At 55.6% G+C, this 18,699-nt stretch carries 17 protein-coding genes; 8 read left to right on the top strand and 9 right to left on the bottom strand.

Annotated features, from left to right (window positions below; translation table 11 throughout):
- The first annotated feature begins 14 nt into the window (after window positions 1–14).
- From rpe to trpS, 3 genes are read left to right on the top strand one after another with little or no spacing between them, the layout of a single operon-like run.
- Entirely contained in the window at window positions 15–701 is a 687-nt protein-coding gene (gene rpe / locus IBT47_RS14035; RefSeq protein WP_105594035.1) for a ribulose-phosphate 3-epimerase, read from the top strand.
- Complete coding sequence (locus IBT47_RS14030) at window positions 685–1,362, top strand: phosphoglycolate phosphatase (RefSeq protein WP_200560889.1); 678 nt, start codon at window positions 685–687, stop codon at window positions 1,360–1,362. The genes rpe and IBT47_RS14030 overlap by 17 nt, the downstream gene beginning before the upstream one ends.
- Before the next feature lie 16 nt (window positions 1,363–1,378).
- Window positions 1,379–2,383 carry a tryptophan--tRNA ligase gene (trpS, locus tag IBT47_RS14025; protein ID WP_105594033.1) on the top strand — a complete coding sequence of 335 codons (1,005 nt, stop codon included), beginning with the start codon at window positions 1,379–1,381 and terminating at the stop codon, window positions 2,381–2,383.
- 46 nt (window positions 2,384–2,429) lie between these two features.
- Here trpS and cysG read toward each other — a convergent pair whose 3' ends face one another.
- From cysG to tsgA, 4 genes are all read right to left on the bottom strand, one after another.
- Entirely contained in the window at window positions 2,430–3,791 is a 1,362-nt protein-coding gene (gene cysG / locus IBT47_RS14020) for a siroheme synthase CysG (RefSeq protein ID WP_200560888.1), read from the bottom strand.
- A gap of 67 nt (window positions 3,792–3,858) precedes the next feature.
- A complete protein-coding gene (gene nirD / locus IBT47_RS14015) occupies window positions 3,859–4,206 on the bottom strand; it encodes a nitrite reductase small subunit NirD (RefSeq protein ID WP_200560887.1) in 348 nt (115 codons plus the stop codon).
- Entirely contained in the window at window positions 4,203–6,737 is a 2,535-nt protein-coding gene (nirB, locus tag IBT47_RS14010) for a nitrite reductase large subunit NirB (protein WP_200560886.1), read from the bottom strand. The genes nirD and nirB overlap by 4 nt, the downstream gene beginning before the upstream one ends.
- A gap of 276 nt (window positions 6,738–7,013) precedes the next feature.
- Window positions 7,014–8,198 carry an MFS transporter TsgA gene (tsgA, locus tag IBT47_RS14005; RefSeq protein ID WP_200560885.1) on the bottom strand — a complete coding sequence of 395 codons (1,185 nt, stop codon included), beginning with the start codon at window positions 8,196–8,198 and terminating at the stop codon, window positions 7,014–7,016.
- A 275-nt stretch (window positions 8,199–8,473) separates the two neighbouring features.
- On the opposite strand from tsgA, the gene ppiA reads away from it, so the two are divergent.
- The 3 genes from ppiA to IBT47_RS13990 all read left to right on the top strand — a co-directional run bounded on the left by ppiA (window position 8,474) and on the right by IBT47_RS13990 (window position 11,060).
- Complete coding sequence (ppiA, locus tag IBT47_RS14000; protein ID WP_105594028.1) at window positions 8,474–9,046, top strand: peptidylprolyl isomerase A; 573 nt, start codon at window positions 8,474–8,476, stop codon at window positions 9,044–9,046.
- Between the two features lie 133 nt (window positions 9,047–9,179).
- Complete coding sequence (locus IBT47_RS13995) at window positions 9,180–9,755, top strand: aminodeoxychorismate synthase component II (protein ID WP_200560884.1); 576 nt, start codon at window positions 9,180–9,182, stop codon at window positions 9,753–9,755.
- A gap of 87 nt (window positions 9,756–9,842) precedes the next feature.
- Window positions 9,843–11,060, top strand: coding sequence for an aspartate aminotransferase family protein (locus tag IBT47_RS13990; RefSeq protein WP_200560883.1), 1,218 nt, complete (start codon window positions 9,843–9,845; stop codon window positions 11,058–11,060).
- Here IBT47_RS13990 and IBT47_RS13985 read toward each other — a convergent pair.
- On the bottom strand, window positions 11,057–13,135 hold the full coding sequence (locus IBT47_RS13985) for a YccS/YhfK family putative transporter (protein ID WP_200560882.1): 2,079 nt from the start codon (window positions 13,133–13,135) through the stop codon (window positions 11,057–11,059). The genes IBT47_RS13990 and IBT47_RS13985 overlap by 4 nt on opposite strands.
- A gap of 59 nt (window positions 13,136–13,194) precedes the next feature.
- A complete protein-coding gene (gene crp / locus IBT47_RS13980; RefSeq protein ID WP_048917664.1) occupies window positions 13,195–13,827 on the bottom strand; it encodes a cAMP-activated global transcriptional regulator CRP in 633 nt (210 codons plus the stop codon).
- Between the two features lie 546 nt (window positions 13,828–14,373).
- On the opposite strand from crp, the gene IBT47_RS13975 reads away from it, so the two are divergent.
- Entirely contained in the window at window positions 14,374–15,561 is a 1,188-nt protein-coding gene (locus IBT47_RS13975) for an amidohydrolase (RefSeq protein ID WP_200560881.1), read from the top strand.
- A gap of 8 nt (window positions 15,562–15,569) precedes the next feature.
- On the opposite strand, the gene IBT47_RS13970 is transcribed toward IBT47_RS13975, so the two are convergent.
- The 3 genes from IBT47_RS13970 to IBT47_RS13960 all read right to left on the bottom strand — a co-directional run bounded on the left by IBT47_RS13970 (window position 15,570) and on the right by IBT47_RS13960 (window position 17,771).
- Window positions 15,570–16,439: a phosphoribulokinase gene (locus IBT47_RS13970; RefSeq protein ID WP_105594024.1), complete on the bottom strand. Its 870-nt coding sequence runs from the start codon at window positions 16,437–16,439 to the stop codon at window positions 15,570–15,572.
- 97 nt (window positions 16,440–16,536) lie between these two features.
- Window positions 16,537–16,755 (bottom strand): YheU family protein, encoded by a 219-nt coding sequence (locus tag IBT47_RS13965; protein WP_105594023.1) that lies wholly within the window; start codon window positions 16,753–16,755, stop codon window positions 16,537–16,539.
- Window positions 16,755–17,771, bottom strand: coding sequence for a hydrolase (locus tag IBT47_RS13960; protein ID WP_200560880.1), 1,017 nt, complete (start codon window positions 17,769–17,771; stop codon window positions 16,755–16,757). Before IBT47_RS13960 ends, IBT47_RS13965 begins: the two co-directional genes overlap by 1 nt.
- Window positions 17,772–17,830: 59 nt before the next feature.
- Here IBT47_RS13960 and IBT47_RS13955 point away from each other — a divergent pair, with 59 nt between their 5' ends.
- Window positions 17,831–18,433 carry a LysE family translocator gene (locus IBT47_RS13955; RefSeq protein ID WP_200546721.1) on the top strand — a complete coding sequence of 201 codons (603 nt, stop codon included), beginning with the start codon at window positions 17,831–17,833 and terminating at the stop codon, window positions 18,431–18,433.
- Window positions 18,434–18,699: the final 266 nt, after the last annotated feature.

The raw sequence follows: 18,699 nt of genomic DNA, 5'->3' as shown, positions 1-18,699 counted from the left end.
CCTGGGAGAAACGGATGAAACAGTTTTTAATCGCCCCATCAATCCTTGCCGCAGATTTTGCCCGCCTGGGTGAAGATACGGCGAAGGCGCTGGCTGCCGGTGGTGATGTGATACATTTCGATGTGATGGATAATCATTACGTTCCCAACCTGACGATGGGACCGATGGTCTTAAAAGCCCTGCGCGATTATGGCATTACTGCGCCGATCGATGTGCATCTGATGGCTAAGCCGGTCGATCGTCTGATCCCTGATTTTGCCAAAGCGGGTGCTAACTACATCACCTTCCACCCTGAAGCCTCTGAACACGTCGATCGCACGCTGCAGCTGATCAAAGAGCACGGCTGTAAAGCGGGCCTGGTACTGAATCCGGCTACGCCACTCAGCATTCTTGAGTACGTGATGGATAAACTGGACATCATTCTGCTGATGTCGGTAAATCCTGGCTTCGGCGGCCAGTCGTTTATTCCCGGCACGCTGAACAAGCTGCGTGAGGTTCGTAAGCTGATTGACGACAGCGGCTACGATATCCGCCTTGAAGTCGATGGTGGCGTGAAGGTCGATAACATTGGCGAAATTGCAGCGGCCGGTGCCGATATGTTTGTGGCCGGTTCAGCAATTTTTGGTCATCCCGATTACAAGAAAGTGATCGACGATATGCGCACTGAACTGGAAAAATCCCGCCATGGCTCATTTCACTGATATTCGCGCACTGGCATTCGATCTCGACGGTACGCTGGTAGACAGCGCACCAGGGCTGGCGAGCGCGGTCGATGCAGCTTTAATCGAGCTGCAGCTTCCTGCCGCAGGGGTTGAGCGTGTTGCGACCTGGATTGGTAACGGTGCAGACATTCTTATCGAGCGCGCCCTGAGCTGGGCGCAGGGCCATGCCCCGCGTGAAGAGGCGCTGCGTGAAGCGCGTATTCTGTTTGATAAGCATTATGCCGACACCGTAGAAAGCGGCAGCCTGCTCTATCCCCATGTGCAGGAGACGCTGGCGAAGCTGGCGGCACAGAATCTGCCGATGGCGATCGTCACGAATAAACCGACGCCGTTTGTCGCACCGCTGTTGCAGTCTTTAGGTATAGCGGACTACTTCTCGCTGGTTATCGGCGGAGATGACGTCGCCGCCAAAAAACCGCATCCTGCGCCGCTGTTTATGGTGTTGGGAAAATTTGGTCTGCTACCCGGTGAGTTGCTGTTTGTAGGGGATTCTCGCAATGATATTCTGGCGGCACAGGCGGCAGGATGTCCCTGTATCGGCATGAATTACGGCTACAACTACGGTGAGCCCGTGGCCGCCAGTCAGCCTGACATCACGCTCGATCACTTTAACGATTTAATGCCCGCGTTAGGGCTGTAATTATCAGGACGGAAACATGAGTAAACCCATTGTATTTAGCGGCGCACAGCCTTCAGGTGAACTGACCATCGGTAACTATATGGGAGCGCTGCGTCAGTGGGTACAGATGCAGGATGACTATCACTGTGTTTACTGCATCGTTGACCTGCACGCGATCACTGTACGCCAGGACCCCGTAGCGCTGCGTAAGGCAACGCTGGATACGCTGGCGCTATATCTTGCCTGTGGGATCGACCCACAGAAAAGCACTATCTTTGTGCAGTCGCACGTGCCGGAACACACTCAGCTGGGCTGGATCCTTAACTGCTATACCTACTTCGGCGAACTGAGCCGTATGACCCAGTTTAAGGACAAGTCCGCGCGCTATGAAGAAAACATTAACGCCGGGCTGTTTGATTATCCGGTGCTGATGGCGGCAGATATTCTGCTGTATCAGACCAACCAGGTGCCGGTGGGTGAAGATCAGAAGCAGCATCTGGAGCTGAGCCGTGACGTTGCCGCACGCTTTAACGCCATCTACGGTGATATCTTCAAGGTTCCTGAGCCCTTTATTCCGAAATCAGGTGCGCGCGTGATGTCGCTGCTGGAACCGACCAAGAAAATGTCCAAATCTGATGACAACCGTAATAACGTCATCGGCCTGCTGGAAGATCCGAAGTCGGTGGTGAAAAAAATTAAGCGTGCGATGACCGATGGCGATGAGCCACCTGTCGTACGTTACGATGTGAAAAACAAACCGGGTGTCTCTAACCTGCTGGATATTCTGGCGGGCGTAACCGGTAAGTCCGTCTCCGATCTGGAAAAAGAGTTCGACGGTCAGATGTATGGTCACCTGAAGGGGGCCGTAGCGGATGCGGTATCCGGTATGCTGAGCGAGCTGCAGGAGCGCTATCATCGTTATCGCAACGATGAAGCCTTCCTCGATCAGATTATGCGTGACGGTGCGGCGAAAGCCCGTGCCCGCGCGCAGGAAACCCTGAAAAAGGTTTACGCTGCCGTCGGTTTCGTCGCCCAGCCGTAATCCTGAATATAAAAACGGGTGGCTTCCCGCCACCCGTTTTTGTTTGTCAGAACCAGTTCAGCTTCTCGCGCAGTGCCACTACCTCGCCGACGATAATCAGCGCCGGGCTTTCCACTTCTTCAGCCAGTTCAGCCAGCTCAGCCAGTGAACCCGTGACCACACGCTGTCGCGTTGACGTGCCGTTTTCTACCAGTGCCACCGGCATCTCCGGTGACATACCGTGTGCGATCAGCTGCTGACGTATTTCTGCCGCCTGGGCCAGCCCCATGTAAAAGACCAGGGTTTGCCGCTCTGCGGCCAGATGCCGCCACTCCAGCTCGCCGTTTTGCTGCAGGTGGCCGGTGACCAGCCGTACGCTCTGTGCGTAGTCACGGTGGGTCAGCGGAATGCCGCTGTAGGCCGAACAGCCCGATGCGGCAGTGATACCTGGCACCACGGAGAAGGGGATATCGGCCCCCTGTAGTGCCTCCAGCTCTTCCGCTCCGCGGCCAAAAATAAACGGGTCGCCGCCTTTGAGACGAACCACCCGTTTGCCGCTTTGCGCCTGCTGTAGCAGGATCTGGTTGATTTCGTGCTGGGGTACGCAGTGGTGCCCCGCGCGTTTACCGACAAAGATGCGCTCAGCATCGCGCCGCGCCAGGGCCAGCACCTCATCGGACACCAGCCGATCGTAAACCACCACGTCGGCCTGCTGGATCTGTTGCAGTCCTTTCAGGGTGAGCAGTCCGGCATCACCCGGACCAGCGCCGACCAGCACCACTTCGCCCCGCTGCTCCAGCGGTTCGTTAAATAACTGTTCGCTCAGCCGCTCTACCTGCTGGCTGTCGCCGTTGGCCAGCGACTGCGCCAGCCGCTGGTGGTTAAACAGTTTTTCCCAGAAGCGGCGGCGCTGCCCGCTGCTGAACTGCTGTTTTACTCGCTGCCGCTGAGCACCGCCCCAGGCTGCAAGCCTGCCAAGATGCAGAGGCAGCAGGGCTTCCAGCTTTTCACGCAGCATCCGGGCCATGACCGGTGCATTCCCGCCGGAAGAGACGGCGATCATCAGCGGAGACCGATCGATAATCGACGGCATAATGCAGCTGGCGCTCTGCGGCGCATCGACTACGTTGCAGAACCTCCGCCGCGCGTCGGCACTCTGGCTGACCTGTTGATTCAGCGCCTCATCGTCGGTGGCGGCAATCACCAGCCAGCAGTCATCCAGCAGCGACGGGCTAAACGGATCGGTAATCAGCGTGGCTTTACCCGCCTGCTGCCAGAGCTGGAACTGCGGTGAAAACTCACGGGCGCAGACGCGCAGGAGGGCACCGCTCGCCAACAGCAGATGGGCTTTACGCTCGGCGACGTCGCCACCGCCAACCAGCAGGCAGGGCTTATCACGCAGCTGACAGAACAGAGGAAGAAAATCCATAAAGACTCACAAAAGAAAACGGCGGGATGGCCGCATGCGAAGGTGCGTGCGGCCGGTAAGGGATGTGTCAGGCGGCGGAGGTTTCCGCCGCAAGGTTTATCTCAATCATTCCGTGACAGATCCGAGCCGGATAGCTCGGAACTGAGTGGCTTTCATCTTCCATGCACAGGCCATCGCGCAGGCGGAAACGCTGTTTTTTCAGCGGGCTGGCCACCCACAGCTCCTGCTGGTGCTCGGCGATGATACCGCGCGACAGCACGCTGGCGTGGGCAAACGGGTCGATATTGCTTAACGCAAAGACCTGCTCATCTTCACCTGGGCGGAAAATGGCAATCTGCTGGCTACCAACCAGCGCGCAAACGCCGGTTGCGGGCAGAATACTGGTCAACGGGCAAATCTCCTGCCACTGGCTCATACATTTTCCTCCAGTTGGATAATCTCAATGCGTTCCTGCACCCGAGCAGGACGATGCTGTTCGCGCTCCGGCACCATCTGCACCAGTGGATCGCGCATGCTGCTGTTAACAAAGTGGGCAAAGCGAGCGCGCTGCTGCGCATCATTAACCGTTTCAGTCCACTCGCAAACCACCTGTGCGCGCAGACGATTGATTTCTTCTTCCAGCTGCGCGTTGATACCCAGTTTGTCGTGAATCACCACCTGCCGCAGATAGTCGATACCGCCTTCCAGATTATCCAGCCACACCGAAGTGCGCTGAAGCTTATCGGCGGTACGGATATAGAACATCATAAAGCGGTCCAGATAGTGCATCAGCGTATCGCGGTCGAGATCGGCAGCCAGCAGGTCGGCATGGCGAGGCTTCATGCCGCCGTTACCAGAGACGTAAAGGTTCCAGCCTTTTTCGGTGGCGATAATCCCAACGTCTTTACCCTGTGCTTCGGCACACTCGCGGGTACAGCCGGAAACGCCGAATTTCATCTTGTGCGGCGTACGGATGCCTTTGTAGTGATTTTCCAACTCGACGCCGAAGCCGACACTGTCGCCGACGCCGAAACGACACCAGGTGCTGCCCACGCAGGTTTTCGCCATGCGTAGCGCTTTGGCGTAGGCGTGACCGGTTTCAAACCCGGCGGCAATCAGCTGCTCCCAGATGGCCGGCAGATCGTCCTGCTGTGCGCCAAACAGGCCAATACGCTGTGAACCGGTGATTTTGGTGTACAGGTTGTACTGACGGGCAACGTTGCCGATCGCCATCAGGCCCTCTGGCGTGATCTCGCCACCCGCCGAGCGAGGGATAATCGAGTAGGTGCCATCCTTCTGAATATTACCGAGGAACAGGTCGTTACTGTCCTGCAATGGCGTATGTTCCGGCTTCAACACATATTCATTCCAGCAGGATGCCAGCAGCGATCCTACCGTTGGCTTACACACTTCGCAGCCGTAGCCTTTGCCATATTTGTTAATCAGCTGATTAAACGACCGGATGTTATTGACGCGGATCAGGTGATACAGCTCCTGGCGTGACCACGGGAAGTGTTCGCACAGATGATGGTTTACCTCGATGCCCTGGCGGCTCAGTTCCGCATTCAGCACCTGAGTGATCAGCGGGATACAGCCACCGCAGCCGGTCCCGGCTTTGGTTTCCGCTTTCAACGCGGCAACGCTGTGGCAGCCGTTTTGTACCGCCTGCACGATTGTGCCTTTGGTGACGTCAAAGCAGGAGCAGATCTGCGCGCTGTCCGGTAGCGATTCAACGCCAATCGACGGTTTTGCTCCGGCGTGTTCAGGCAGAATCAGTCCATCCGGATTGGCCGGCAGTTCGATCGCATTCAGCGCCAGCTGCAGCAGGTTGCCATAGTCGCTGGTGTCACCTACCAGCACCGCGCCCAGCAGCGTTTTGTTATCCGCGCTGACGATCAGGCGTTTATAGACTTCTTTACTCTCATCGAGATAAACGTAGCTGCGTGCGCCGGGCGTCCGACCGTGGGCATCGCCGATACCGCCCACGTCCACGCCCAGCAGCTTGAGCTTGGCGCTCATGTCCGCGCCTTCGAAGTGGCTGCTGCCGCCTAACAGATGGTCGGCGGCGATTTGCGCCATTTTATAACCCGGCGCGACCAGGCCATACACGTGCTCACGCCATGACGCACACTCACCGATGGCGTAGATATCCGCATCGCTGGTCTGGCAGCTGTCGTTAATCACCACGCCACCGCGCGTACCGGTGGCCAGATTGCACTGTTTCGCCAGCGCATCCTGCGGGCGGATGCCGGTGGAGAATACGATAAAATCGACCTCAAGCTGGCTGTCATCGGCAAACTGCAGGGTTTTACCTCTCGGAGCATGGTGCACAATCTGCCGGGTATTTTTCCCGGTATGCACCTGCACGCCGATGCTCTCGATTTTACGTCTTAGCTGCTCGCCGCCCATACGATCGAGCTGTTCGGCCATCAGCACTGGGGCAAATTCGATAACGTGGGTTTCAATACCGAGGTTTTTCAGTGCGCCAGCGGCTTCCAGGCCCAGCAGACCGCCGCCGACGACCGCACCACGTTTGCTGCGGCGGGCACAGGCTTCAATGCCGTTCAGATCTTCAATCGTGCGGTAAACGAAACAGTCAGCGCCTTCTGCACCAGGGATCGGCGGCACCCACGGACGAGATCCGGTGGCCAGCACCAGCTTGTCATAGGGCACCAGTCGGCCGCTGTTGGCGTGAATGACTTTCTCTTCGCGGTTAATCAGGATAGCGCGTTCACCAATCAGGATATTGATGCCGTGCTTCTGATAGTAACCTTCCCGCACCAGCGACAGCTCTTCGGCGGTGTGGTGAGAGAAGTAAGCGGAAAGGTGGACCCTGTCGTAGGCCACGCGAGGTTCTTCGCAAAAGACAGTGATCTCAAACTGTCCGGGCTGTGACTTTTCCACCAGTTCTTCGATCAGGCGGTGGCCGACCATACCGTTGCCAATGATGGCGAGTTTGATACTCATGCTTTGCCTCATTAATAAGATTCTGATCGTACGATAACCTCTCGGATATCGAGGTTATTGATGTGTATCAATCCCCCCCGGCAAATACCCATTAGTGGGTAGGCGGCAGAAAAAATGTTAGCTACATAACATTATGAAATCATAGCTTTTATGATTTTTAACGTGAGAGGAAAGTCGGTCGGGTATTGAGGGGGGTTAACGGATGATTTACCGGAATGACATATAAAAAAAGCCGGTGCACAGGCACCGGCTTGTTAGCTGCATTAAGGTCGAGAATTAATGCGAGTTCATATGGCCATGCAGCTTGTGCTTGCTGACGAAGCCCAGCAGCAGACACATCACAAACACCACCGCGTACAGGCCGTTAGCCGTTGCCAGCGCTGCGTGAGCGCCGCCTTTTTCCACGATAGGGCCGGTGACCACGAAGGTCAGCATGGTTCCTACGGTGCCGCAGGTCAGAATAAAGTTCACCAGTTTTGGTGAGGAGACTTTGGTCTGCAGGGAACCCAGCGTGATGATGGTGGTGTAGATCGCGCTGGAGAAGAAGCCCAGGCTCAGCATGATCCATTTCAGCATTGAGGCGTCGGTGGTGGTGATGAACCAGTACATCAGCGCGGTAGCCAGCAGGGCAAGCAGGGTGACGATACGCTGTGGATCGAAGAAGCGCAGGATGGCGCTGAACGCCCACATGCCAATCATATAGGCGGTCCAGAAGTTGCCCACCAGACTACCGGCCTGGCCGATATCCATGCCCATGCTTTTGGTTGCATACTGAGGCACCCAGCCGATAAAGCCCAGCTGGCCGAGGATATAGCACAGAGCGGCCACCGCGAGGAAGCCAACGCCCACGCCCCATTTTTCTTTTTTGACCGGCTCGCCGCTGGCGGTTTTTTTGCCCAGTACCGGGAATTCAAAGCACAGCGCCAGAACAAAGATCGCCACGTAGATCACGCCGATGCACACGTAAACCCAGTACCACGGCAGCGCACGCGCCAGCAGAGCGGCAGCGATAATCGGGAAGATAGTACCGGCCATGCTGAAGAAGGAGTCGGTAAACAGCAGGCGTGAACCGCGCTGGCGTCCTTCATAAAGATGGGTGATCAGGAAGGTACCGATCGACATGGTAATACCGCTCACCACGCCCAGCACGAACATGCAGAGCGAGAACACGCTCAGGCTGTGGCTGGTCATCAGCCCCAGTATCGCCAGAACCATCAGCACGAAGCCAAACATCAGCTGACGCTTCAGCGGCACGATTTCCATCAGCCAGGCGTTAAGGAATACCGCCAGCAGGATCCCGGCGTTGAGGAATGTAAAGGTGTTGCTCATCTGAGCCACGGGAAGCTGGAAGTACTCTGCTATATTCTCCAGTACCATACCGGTAACGATAACCACTGCACCGGTCAACGCATAAGAGAAGAAGCTGATCCAGGTAAGTCCGATTCGATCGCGATTTGTCATTGTGGAAACCTGTCTGGAAGGAAGTTCCTCAGGCGAGGTACCTGAGATATGCCGTAGGAGTTTAACCATATTCGTGATCTGCATGAATATTTAATGAAATAATAATTTTCGAATTTCATTGTTAGTGTGATTTTTGTCACATTTATTCATCAGGCAGCCCGTTCTACCGTGATTTCTTCCTGAGTAAATAAAGGTAAAACGCTGGCGCGTTGGTAAGTGCCTATTTACAATCAGCGTTGCATTTATGGCTTATTGCCCTCAGTAAGGAATATTTCATGTTGAAACGTACTTTGACCGCGGTGGCGGCAGTTCTCGCACTGTCATCGATCTCTGCTTCTGCATTCGCCGCGAAAGGGGATACACATGTACTGCTGACCACTTCAGCAGGTAGCATTGAGCTGGAATTGAATAATCAGAAAGCCCCTGTTTCGGTAAAAAACTTTGTTGATTACGTCAACAGCGGCTTTTACAACAACACCACATTCCATCGTGTGATCCCGGGCTTTATGCTACAGGGCGGTGGCTTCACCACTGACATGCAGCAGAAGCAGCCTAACGCTCCGATCAAAAATGAAGCGGATAACGGCCTGCTGAACAAACGCGGTACCATTTCTATGGCGCGTACAGCAGAAAAAGACAGCGCAACCAGCCAGTTCTTTATTAACGTGGCGGATAACGCCTTCCTTGATCACGGCCAGCGGGACTTTGGTTACGCGGTGTTCGGTAAAGTGGTTAAAGGTATGGATGTGGCTGATAAGATTGCCCAGGTGCCAACCCAGAATGTCGGTCCTTACCAGAATGTGCCGGTGACTCCGGTGGTGATCCTCTCCGCCAAAGTTCTGCCGTAAGCTCATGCACTGCACCTGAATCGGTCTGCGGGGCTGATTCAGGTTTTTGCCTCATCTTCTCTACCGTAAAGAGATAAGCGAAACGGTGTAAAATCCGTAAAATAGCGGCGTAAATCGTTTACCGGAATTCGCCATGCTGCTGCTTATCGACAATTACGACTCCTTCACCTGGAACCTCTACCAGTATTTTTCTGAACTGGGCACCGAGGTCATCGTTCGCCGTAACGACGATATTACGCTGGCTGAAATTGCCGCTCTCGCCCCTCAACATCTGGTTATCTCCCCCGGTCCGTGTACGCCCAACGAAGCGGGTATCTCACTGGCGGCGATCCGCCATTTCGCCGGTCAGGTGCCCGTGCTTGGCGTTTGCCTTGGACATCAGGCAATCGCCCAGGCGTTCGGTGCCAAAGTGGTTCGTGCTCGCCAGGTCATGCACGGTAAAACGTCGGCCATTGAGCATAACGACGGCGGCGTTTTTGCCGGGCTGAATCATCCGCTGACCGTCACCCGCTATCATTCGCTGATTGTAGAGACCGGGACGCTGCCGGATGAATTTGAGCTGACGGCCTGGACGCTGCGCGACGGCCAGCCGGATGAAATTATGGGATTTCGCCACCGTACGCTGCCGCTGGAAGGCGTGCAGTTCCACCCGGAAAGTATCCTGAGCGAGCAGGGGCATCAGCTGCTGGAAAATTTCCTGCGCTACTGAGTTAGTGTTTGCCTTTTTTTGATTTTTTATGCATATTTCATGACTATATTTTCACATTAATGCAAAGATTAAACGGCGAGGTGGTTGATGGCAGCGGAAAAATTAGCGGTAACGCGGGCAACATTCGATGAAGTGATTTTGCCTGTTTATGCACCAGCGCAGTTCGTTCCGGTAAAAGGAAAAGGGAGCCGCATCTGGGATCAGGAAGGGAAAGAGTACGTCGATTTCTCCGGCGGTATTGCGGTAACCGCGCTCGGTCACTGCCATCCGGCACTGGTTGAAGCGCTGAAAACCCAGGGTGAAACCCTGTGGCATACCAGCAATGTCTTCACCAACGAACCTGCCCTGCGCCTGGCCAGCAAGCTGATTGCTGCAACCTTCGCCGAGCGCGTGTTCTTTGCTAACTCCGGTGCAGAAGCCAACGAAGCGGCATTCAAGCTGGCGCGCTATTACGCTACCCAGCGCCACAGCCCGTTTAAAAGCAAGATCATCGCTTTCCATAACGCCTTCCATGGCCGTACGTTGTTTACCGTTTCCGTCGGTGGGCAACCGAAGTACTCCGACGGCTTTGGGCCGAAGCCTGCCGACATCGTCCATGTGCCGTTTAACGACCTGGCGGCGGTCAAAGCGGTTATCGACGATCACACCTGCGCCATCGTGGTGGAGCCGATCCAAGGCGAAGGCGGCGTAACGCCTGCGACTCAGGAATTTATGCTGGGGCTGCGTCAGCTGTGTGATGAGCATAATGCGCTGCTGGTACTGGATGAAGTACAGAGTGGAATGGGCCGCAGCGGCAAGCTGTTTGCCTATGAACATTACGGCGTGAAGCCGGATATCGTCACCACGGCGAAAGCGCTGGGCGGCGGCTTCCCGGTGAGTGCGATGCTGACCACCAACGAGATCGCATCGGTGATGGCCCCTGGCGTGCACGGCACCACCTACGGCGGTAACCCGCTGGCCTGTGCGGTAGCGGAAGCGGCGCTGGATATTATCAATACTCCAGAGGTGCTGGACGGCGTGGCGCAGCGCCGTCAGCTGTTTGTTGATGCCCTGCAGGCGCTGGATGCCAAACTGGATCTGTTCAGCGAAATCCGTGGAATGGGGTTGCTGATCGGTGCCGCGCTGAAGCCGCAGCATGCCGGTAAAGCGCGCGACATCCTGAATGCCGCAGCGGCTGAAGGGGTGATGGTACTGGTGGCCGGTACGGACGTGATGCGCTTTGCGCCATCGCTGGTTATCGATCCGGCGGATATTACCGAAGGGATGAAGCGCTTTGCGGCAGCGGTAGAAAAAGTTTTAGGCTAGGGCGACTTACGTAAACGCCGGGACAGCCAGCGCCCCTGATGCGGGCGCTGGCTCCAGGTCAGCGACGAGATAGTGTGCATGGTGCTGAGGTGGCCGAGAATACGCTTCACGTGCCGTTCCAGGATGGTCACCGGACCCTGATGAAAATCTTCCGGCGCTTCCAGTACGTTGCTGTCTGAGCTGGGGCCGTCATATTCCAGGCGCTGCTGGCAGCGCTGCAGTGCGATTTCGCACGACTGCAAATAGCGCTGTGCCAGTGATTCCGTGAGCATGGTGTGCTCGCGAGCCAGAATAGTCATGGCATTAATGTGTTCGACAATAAACTGGCTGTGGGTCACCCACAGCTGCATATCCTTCAGATAGCTGGCATTAAAATTTGGTTCCTGCATCGCCTGATGCAGCGAGTTAAACAGCGCGTTGTGGGCCTGATTGACCCGCATCCTCTGCCAGGCCAGTTTTGCCGGTTCCTGTTCCTGCCCCAGCAAAAGCTGCAGCGCTTCCTGATAGGCTTCCAGCGCATCGTGGGCATTCTGCCTTAACAGCCCGCTCTGCCACTGCGGCCACAGCCAGATCATGCCACCGAAGGCAATCAGACAGCCAATTAGCGTATCCATCAGGCGCGGTATCAGCAGCTGTACACCGTTGAGCGACAGCAGTTGCAGCGTGAATACCGTGGTAATGGTAAAGCCGATCGTGGCCCAGCCGTAGAATTTACGGATAAACAGATTACCGATTAGCGTCAGGGCCAGCATAACCAGCAGCATTACCGATTCCGGTGCGTGCAGGCGCAGCATAACGGCGGCAATGATCAGTCCGGCCAGGGTTCCCATTGCCCGGTGCTGAATGCGAACCCGAGTGGCACCGTAGCCATTGAGGCTGACGAACATGACCGTCATCAGTATCCAGTAGGGCTTGGGCAGATTAAAAAACAGCGCCAGCGAGCTGGCAAAGGCAAGCATCACGCCATAGCGTGCGGCGCTGCGCAGGCCCGGAGATTTCAACGACAGGTAGCTCTTCAGCGCCGGGATCAGCGGTAGCCGGCGCTGACGATCCGCCATCAGATCGCGTCGATACAGCGGCCGCTGGGTGCGGAGCACACGGGCGATGCGGCTGAAATGGTAATAGCAGAAATTACCCACCGGATTGTCTTTATTCTGCCGGGAGATTTTCTCCAGCGCCTGCAATGGTTTATCCATGGTGAAACGTTCAGGATAGCGATGATAGAGAATGTCATCGGCCAGCACTCGCAGCCGGGCAGCAATGGTTTGTGCATTCCAGCGGATCACCGCTTCGGCGTGGCTCTGTTCCACCAGCTTTTGCACTTCTTCCGGCTGATGCAGGCTGACGGAAATGTGTTCCTGTAGATCCAGTGCCACCTGAAAGGCCCGCGTTAGCCGCTGATAGTGGTTATCCTGGCTGGCGGCCAGCATATACATCTGCTGATAGCAGGTATTAATTAAATCCACCGCTTTCTGCTGGCGTGCCAGCAGCGGCGGGAGGGCCGTCTGCGGGTCGGTCAGCCGGGTCAGCAGCGTATATTTCGCCTCGCAGTAGTCGGCCAGCTCGCGATACAGCAGGCTAAGCGTTTCACGCATCGGCTGCTCTTTCCACAGGCGGAACCACAGCCAGTTAAACAGCCCGTACCAGATGGTACCGAGAATATAGAGCAGCGGCGGTTGCCAGAGGGGAACTCTTCCGGCAAGGCTGAGGGTAAAAATGGCGGCAATGAGCGAGGCGGGCAGCAGACGGCCATGCAGTGGACTGATTTCCGCAGTGACGCCCAGCATCAGTGCCATCACCAGCATGATGATCGGCAGCGGTACGCCCTGTTCCCCGGCATACAGGATCATAAAGCTACAGAAGGCAAACAGGCTGCCGCCGATAATCAGGCGCTTGAAAAAACGTTTATGGGGAGTATCAAGACCGGCGTTGTTACAGCAGGCGGGAACCAATGAGAAGAGTAAACCCTGTCGAAGATCGCCTAACAGCCAGCCAACGGCTATCGGCAGGCACAGCACCAGCGTTTGCCGCAGTGCATAGTTCACTTCAGGGTGATAGATGATTCTCCGCCACATGCCCAATACCACAGAAAAAAAGGCGCGACCAGAGTGTCGCGCCACAGATCCACAACCGCTTAGCGCGTACCGTAAACCACGATAGTTTTACCGTGCGCGGAAATCAGGTTTTGATCTTCCAGCATTTTCAAAATACGCCCCACGGTTTCACGAGAACAGCCAACGATCTGGCCGATCTCCTGGCGGGTGATCTTGATCTGCATGCCATCCGGGTGGGTCATGGCATCCGGCTGTTTGGCCAGATTAAGCAGGGTTTGTGCAATACGACCGGTTACGTCAAGGAAGGCGAGGTTACCCACCTTCTCAGAAGTGACCTGCAGACGGCGTGCCATCTGCGAAGAAAGACGCATCAGAATGTCAGGGTTAACCTGAATCAACTGGCGGAATTTTTTATAGGAGATTTCAGCTACTTCACAGGCACTTTTAGCGCGCACCCACGCGCTTCGCTCCTGGCCCTCTTCGAAAAGGCCCAGTTCGCCAATAAAGTCGCCCTGATTGAGGTAGGAAAGAATCATTTCTTTGCCTTCTTCATCCTTGATCAGCACCGCTACTGCGCCTTTGACGATGTAGTAGAGGGTTTCTGCCTTTTCACCCTGATGGATCAAGGTGCTTTTGGATGGATATTTGTGAATATGGCAATGTGACAGGAACCATTCGAGGGTTGGGTCTGTTTGCGGTTTGCCGAGAACCATTCGCTGTTATCCTCTTATTGTAATCGTGCCTAAATATACCCTTTTATCACTCAGGTTGCAGAAATGTTAACTGCTTTTTGAAATATTTCGGGTACACAGGGAAGGAGTTCCCTGTCAGGCGCTTCCCATAGGAAAATCAAACGGGCCATACCGTTAAGAGTCTGGCTCATCCTGTTGTCCCGTTTTCACCATGCATTGCAATGCCAGAATAATAATACAGCACCGTTTGTAGCACAGCTTGACCTGGCTGTCTTGTGTTGTGTCATGTTGTCTCGCTTCAGCATAGTGAGAAAAGGAGCGGCTGTCGTTTTTATTGTCTGGAGAGGGATCTGTAAGCCTGCTGTACGAGGGCCGTTTTGGCACGGTTCGCCACAGATCTTGCACTGATTTGTGTTTTTATCACCCTATTCACCCTACCCATGAAATGCGTTTTCTGCGGCTGTTGGCCCGGTCATTGACCGGGTGAACACGAGTGACGGATGGGGTGACTGGCTTCACTGCCCGGTAGTCGGCTCTGGCTGCTTTTTCACCGTTACAGGAGTAACTATGAAATCTCAAACCGCGTCACTGATTAAAGATATCACCCCACGAGTACTGCAATGGCGTCGACATATTCATGAGCATGCCGAGCTCTCTTTTCATGAGCAAAAAACTGCGGATTACGTCGCCAGCGAGCTTCAGCAATGGGGTGCATTAACCCTTAGCCGTCCCTCACCTAACAGCGTGCTGGCGGAGCTAAAAGGGGCGCGCCCCGGCCCATGCATAGCGCTACGTGCTGATATGGATGCGCTGCCGATCCATGAGCTGAACCAGGAGCCTTTTACCTCGCGTAATGCGGGCGTCATGCATGCCTGTGGTCACGATGCGCATACGGCCATGCTGATGGGAGCGGCCTGGGTACTGTGCCAGCTGCAACAACAGATTGCCGGAACCGTGAGATTTATTTTTCAGCATGCGGAAGAGGTGCCGCCGGGTGGGGCACAGGAACTGGTTTCTCTGGGTGTGCTTAATGGGGTTTCGATGATTTTTGGTCTGCACGTGATGCCGGCTTTTCCTACCGGTACCGTCAGTTTCACCGAAGGTGTTTTTAGCGCGGCCAGTGATAATTTCGATCTGATTCTGCAGGGGAAAGGCTCGCATGCTGCTCTGCCGCATACGGCGTGCGATCCCGTGGTGTTAGGTGCCGGGGTTGTTCAGGAGCTGCAGCAAATCATTTCACGCAGGCTTGACCCTAACGAGGGTGCCGTGCTCAGTATTGCCAGTTTTCTGGCCGACGGGGGCTACAACGTTATTCCGGATGTGGCACATCTCAGAGGCACCCTGCGCACGCTGAGTGAAAATACGCGCACTGAAATCCCAAAAATGATGGAACAGATGCTCGGCGGCATGACGGCGGCGGTTGGGGCCAGCTACAAGCTGGAATGGACAAAGGGTTACACGCTGGGCTTCAACCACCCGGATGCCTGTCGTTTCGCCGCAAAAAATGTGGTGGATACGCTGGGAGCCGACGCGTTGAAAATAATGCCGCATCCCATGTTTGGCTGTGAAGATTTTTCAGCCTACCAGCAGGTTATCCCCGGATGCTTCTTGTTTATCGGTTCGGGCAACGAGGAAAAAGGCACCTGCTGGAGCTTGCATAATCCGCACTTCCGCCTTGATGAAGATGTTCTGCCAATTGGCGTGCAGCTGCACATTGGTTTTATCCATCAGCAGCTTATGTCATTGTCGCGATGACCATCCGATTAGCTGATTTTTTTCCCTTCGATCAGTCGCTTAACCAGTGGGCCCATAATCAGTTCCATCGCCAGGCCCATTTTTCCGCCCGGCACCACCAGGGTTTTAATATGGGAGATAAATGAGCCCTGAATCATGGTAAGCAGATAGGGAAAATCGATATCTTCCAGCCCCTGGAAGTGAATAACCACAAAACTCTCGTCCAGTGACGGGATGCCACGGGCGGCGAAGGGGTTGGAGGTATCTACGGTCGGAACGCGCTGGAAGTTCAGGTGGGTGCGGGAAAACTGTGGCGTGATGTAGTTGATGTAATCTTCCATTGAACGCACCACCGAATCCATCACCGCTTCGCGCGAATGGCCGCGCTCGCTGGTATCGCGCACCAGTTTCTGTATCCACTCAAGGTTGACGATAGGCACTACGCCAACCAGCAGATCGACGTTTTCCGCCACGTTATTCTGCGGGGTGAGTACGCCGCCGTGCAGACCCTCATAGAACAGCACGTCGGTGGGTTCAGGCAGCGGCTGCCATGGGGTAAAGGTCCCGGGCACCTGATTCCAGGGCACCGCCTCATCGTAGGTATGCAGGTATTTGCGTGATTTGCCTTTACCCGTGCGCCCATACTCAATAAAGGTTTGCTCCAGCAGTCCGAAGTCGTTGGCTTCCGGGCCAAAGTAGCTGATGTGTTTACCCAGATCGCGCGCTTTACGGATGGCCATATCCATCTCCGGGCGGGTGAAGCGATGGAAGCTGTCTCCCTCGACCTCCGCTGCCCTCAGGTTAAGCTGCTGGAATATTTTCCGGAAGGCAACGCTGGTGGTGGTCGTTCCTGCACCGCTGGAGCCGGTGACGGCGATAACCGGGTGTTTGGCTGACATGGTAAACAACTCCCTGAGAGATAGGCGGACGGATCATTCCTAACATGTTTATCGGTGCAAAGTCATCCTCGCCGCGTGGCGGCCGGGAAAATTATCCTCAACCGTTAAATTGCCCGCGAGGCATGATGTTGACGGTTTCATGCAGCTCTGACCACACCAGCACCGCGTCTCCGCTGGCCAGCTGGCGGCGAACGTCTTTCACTTTTTGTTCCAGCGAACGTTCCTGTTCACCGTAGTCGGTTCCCTCGCGCAGAACAAAGGATTCAATCAGGTTATCAAGCGTTTCAGAGTCGAGATCTTTCCAGGGAATAATCATCAGGGTTCCAGCCAGGTTGAAAGCCATTGCGGTATACGCTGTTCCAGCCACATTTGCGGCTGGCGTAGCGTTCCGCCTACAAAACCAACGTGTCCACCGTAGCGGGTCAGCTGATACTCAATATTGTGCGGCAGCAGGGCCGGATCGGGGATCACCTCAGCGGTCATAAAGGGATCGTCCAGTGCATGAATGATCAACAGCGGTTTGCTGATGCCGGGCAGCAGCGGTAGTCCGCTACAGCGGCGATAGTAGTCGGTCGCGTCGGCAAAGCCGTGGGCTCTGGCGGTAATCGCATCATCAAAGGCGCGAAGCTTTTTCAGTGCTCGCAGCTGTGGCAGCTCTATGGGCAGCGTGCCGGGCCAGGCCATCAGCTTGCGCGTGGCGTTCTGCTTGAGCAGATTGAGCAGATAGCGCTGGTAGATACGGGAAAACCCCTGCTCCAGCCGCTGGCTACAGGGTTCCAGCATCAGCGGAGCGGAAACGACTACGCCTGCATCCAGCAGGCAGTTATCGCCCTGTTGCCCCATCAGGCAGGCCAGCATATTACCGCCGAGGGAGACGCCGACAGCGGCGGTCGGCACCTGGCCCCACTCATCGCGCAGCCACTGCAGGAAGTAGCTGGCATCACTGGTCTCTCCGGAGTGATAGATGCGGTTCAGGCGATTCGGCTCACCGCTACAGCCGCGAAAATGCATCACTACGCCCAGCCAGCCGCGATCTTTCCACGCCTGCAGCAGACCGTGCGCATAGGGGCTGTTAAAGCTGCCTTCCAGACCGTGGAACAGGACCACGCGAGGTTTATGCCGCGCCTGTGCCGGGTCTTCACTCCAGGCAAGATCGACGAAATCGCTGTCCGGCAGGGTTAAGCGCTGCCAGTGCGGTTGCAGGGTAATGCGACGTCGCACCAGCCTGGGTAGCAGGGTTTGCAGATGAGGGTTACGGCCTCCGCGCAGAGGCCTGAAAGATTTGTCATCTAGGTGACTGAAAATCCGTGGTTCAGAGCTTGTAGTATCCATAACTCGCTGTTAGCTTCTTCGGGTTGTTTATTTCTTCAGGGGTGGGGAGCACCCGTTCTATGGAACTGAGTCTGTTTCTGTCTATGTTAGGTTTTCTCTGGGTCGCCGCCATCACACCTGGCCCTAATAATATGTTACTCACCGCCTCCGGTGCCAACTTTGGTTTCTGGCGATCGCTGGCCCTGCTGGTTGGCATTATGCTCGGTATGCAGATCATGCTGCTGATGGTGGCGTTTGGTATCGGCGGGTTAATTTTGCTCTATCCCTCCCTGCATCTGTTTATGAAGATTGCCGGTAGCCTTTATCTGCTGTGGCTGGCATGGAAAATCGGCACGGCGAAATATGAGAAGCTGGAGACCGGTGACGGCCCGGCGTCCCCGATGCCGTTCTGGCAGGGTGGTCTGCTGCAACTGATTAACCCCAAAGCCTGGCTGATGGTGCTGGGTGCGGTGGCCAGCTTCAGTCTGGCCGGAAAGGGTTACCTCGGCTCCGTCGTCGCCATCAGTATTGCGCTGGCAATCGTGAACTTCGCGTCGGCGGTGATCTGGCTGGGATTCGGTACGCTGATTGGCCGCATTCTACGCAGCCGCCGGGCATGGACGATTTTCAACGTGTTCATGGGCCTGCTGACCGCCGCCTGCGTGTTGCTCATCTGGCACTGATTATTCCTGGGCGTGTGCAGCACGCCCAGGGCGTTAACTTCTCAAGCCTTGCACTCCACCGCGTCAGTCAGAATCATGGCTGCCACTGGCAGACCCTCAGCCAGCCTTCCAGCAAAGCCAGTACGAAAGAAAATGTCTCATCTGCCATGACATATGCCGCCTCCTGCGTAATCAGTAATGGGTCAAGGCGGCGCTATGTGCACTTTCCGGCAGACTTTTGCGTAAAAATTACTAAGTACACTTAGATATAAAAAAGAATTTTTAAT

The organism is Erwinia sp. S43 (assembly GCF_016624745.1).
Taxonomy (GTDB): Bacteria; Pseudomonadota; Gammaproteobacteria; order Enterobacterales; family Enterobacteriaceae; genus Erwinia; species Erwinia coffeiphila.
The sequence above is the reverse complement of the archived record's forward strand: the minus strand, read 5'-3'. Positions and strand labels throughout refer to the sequence as shown.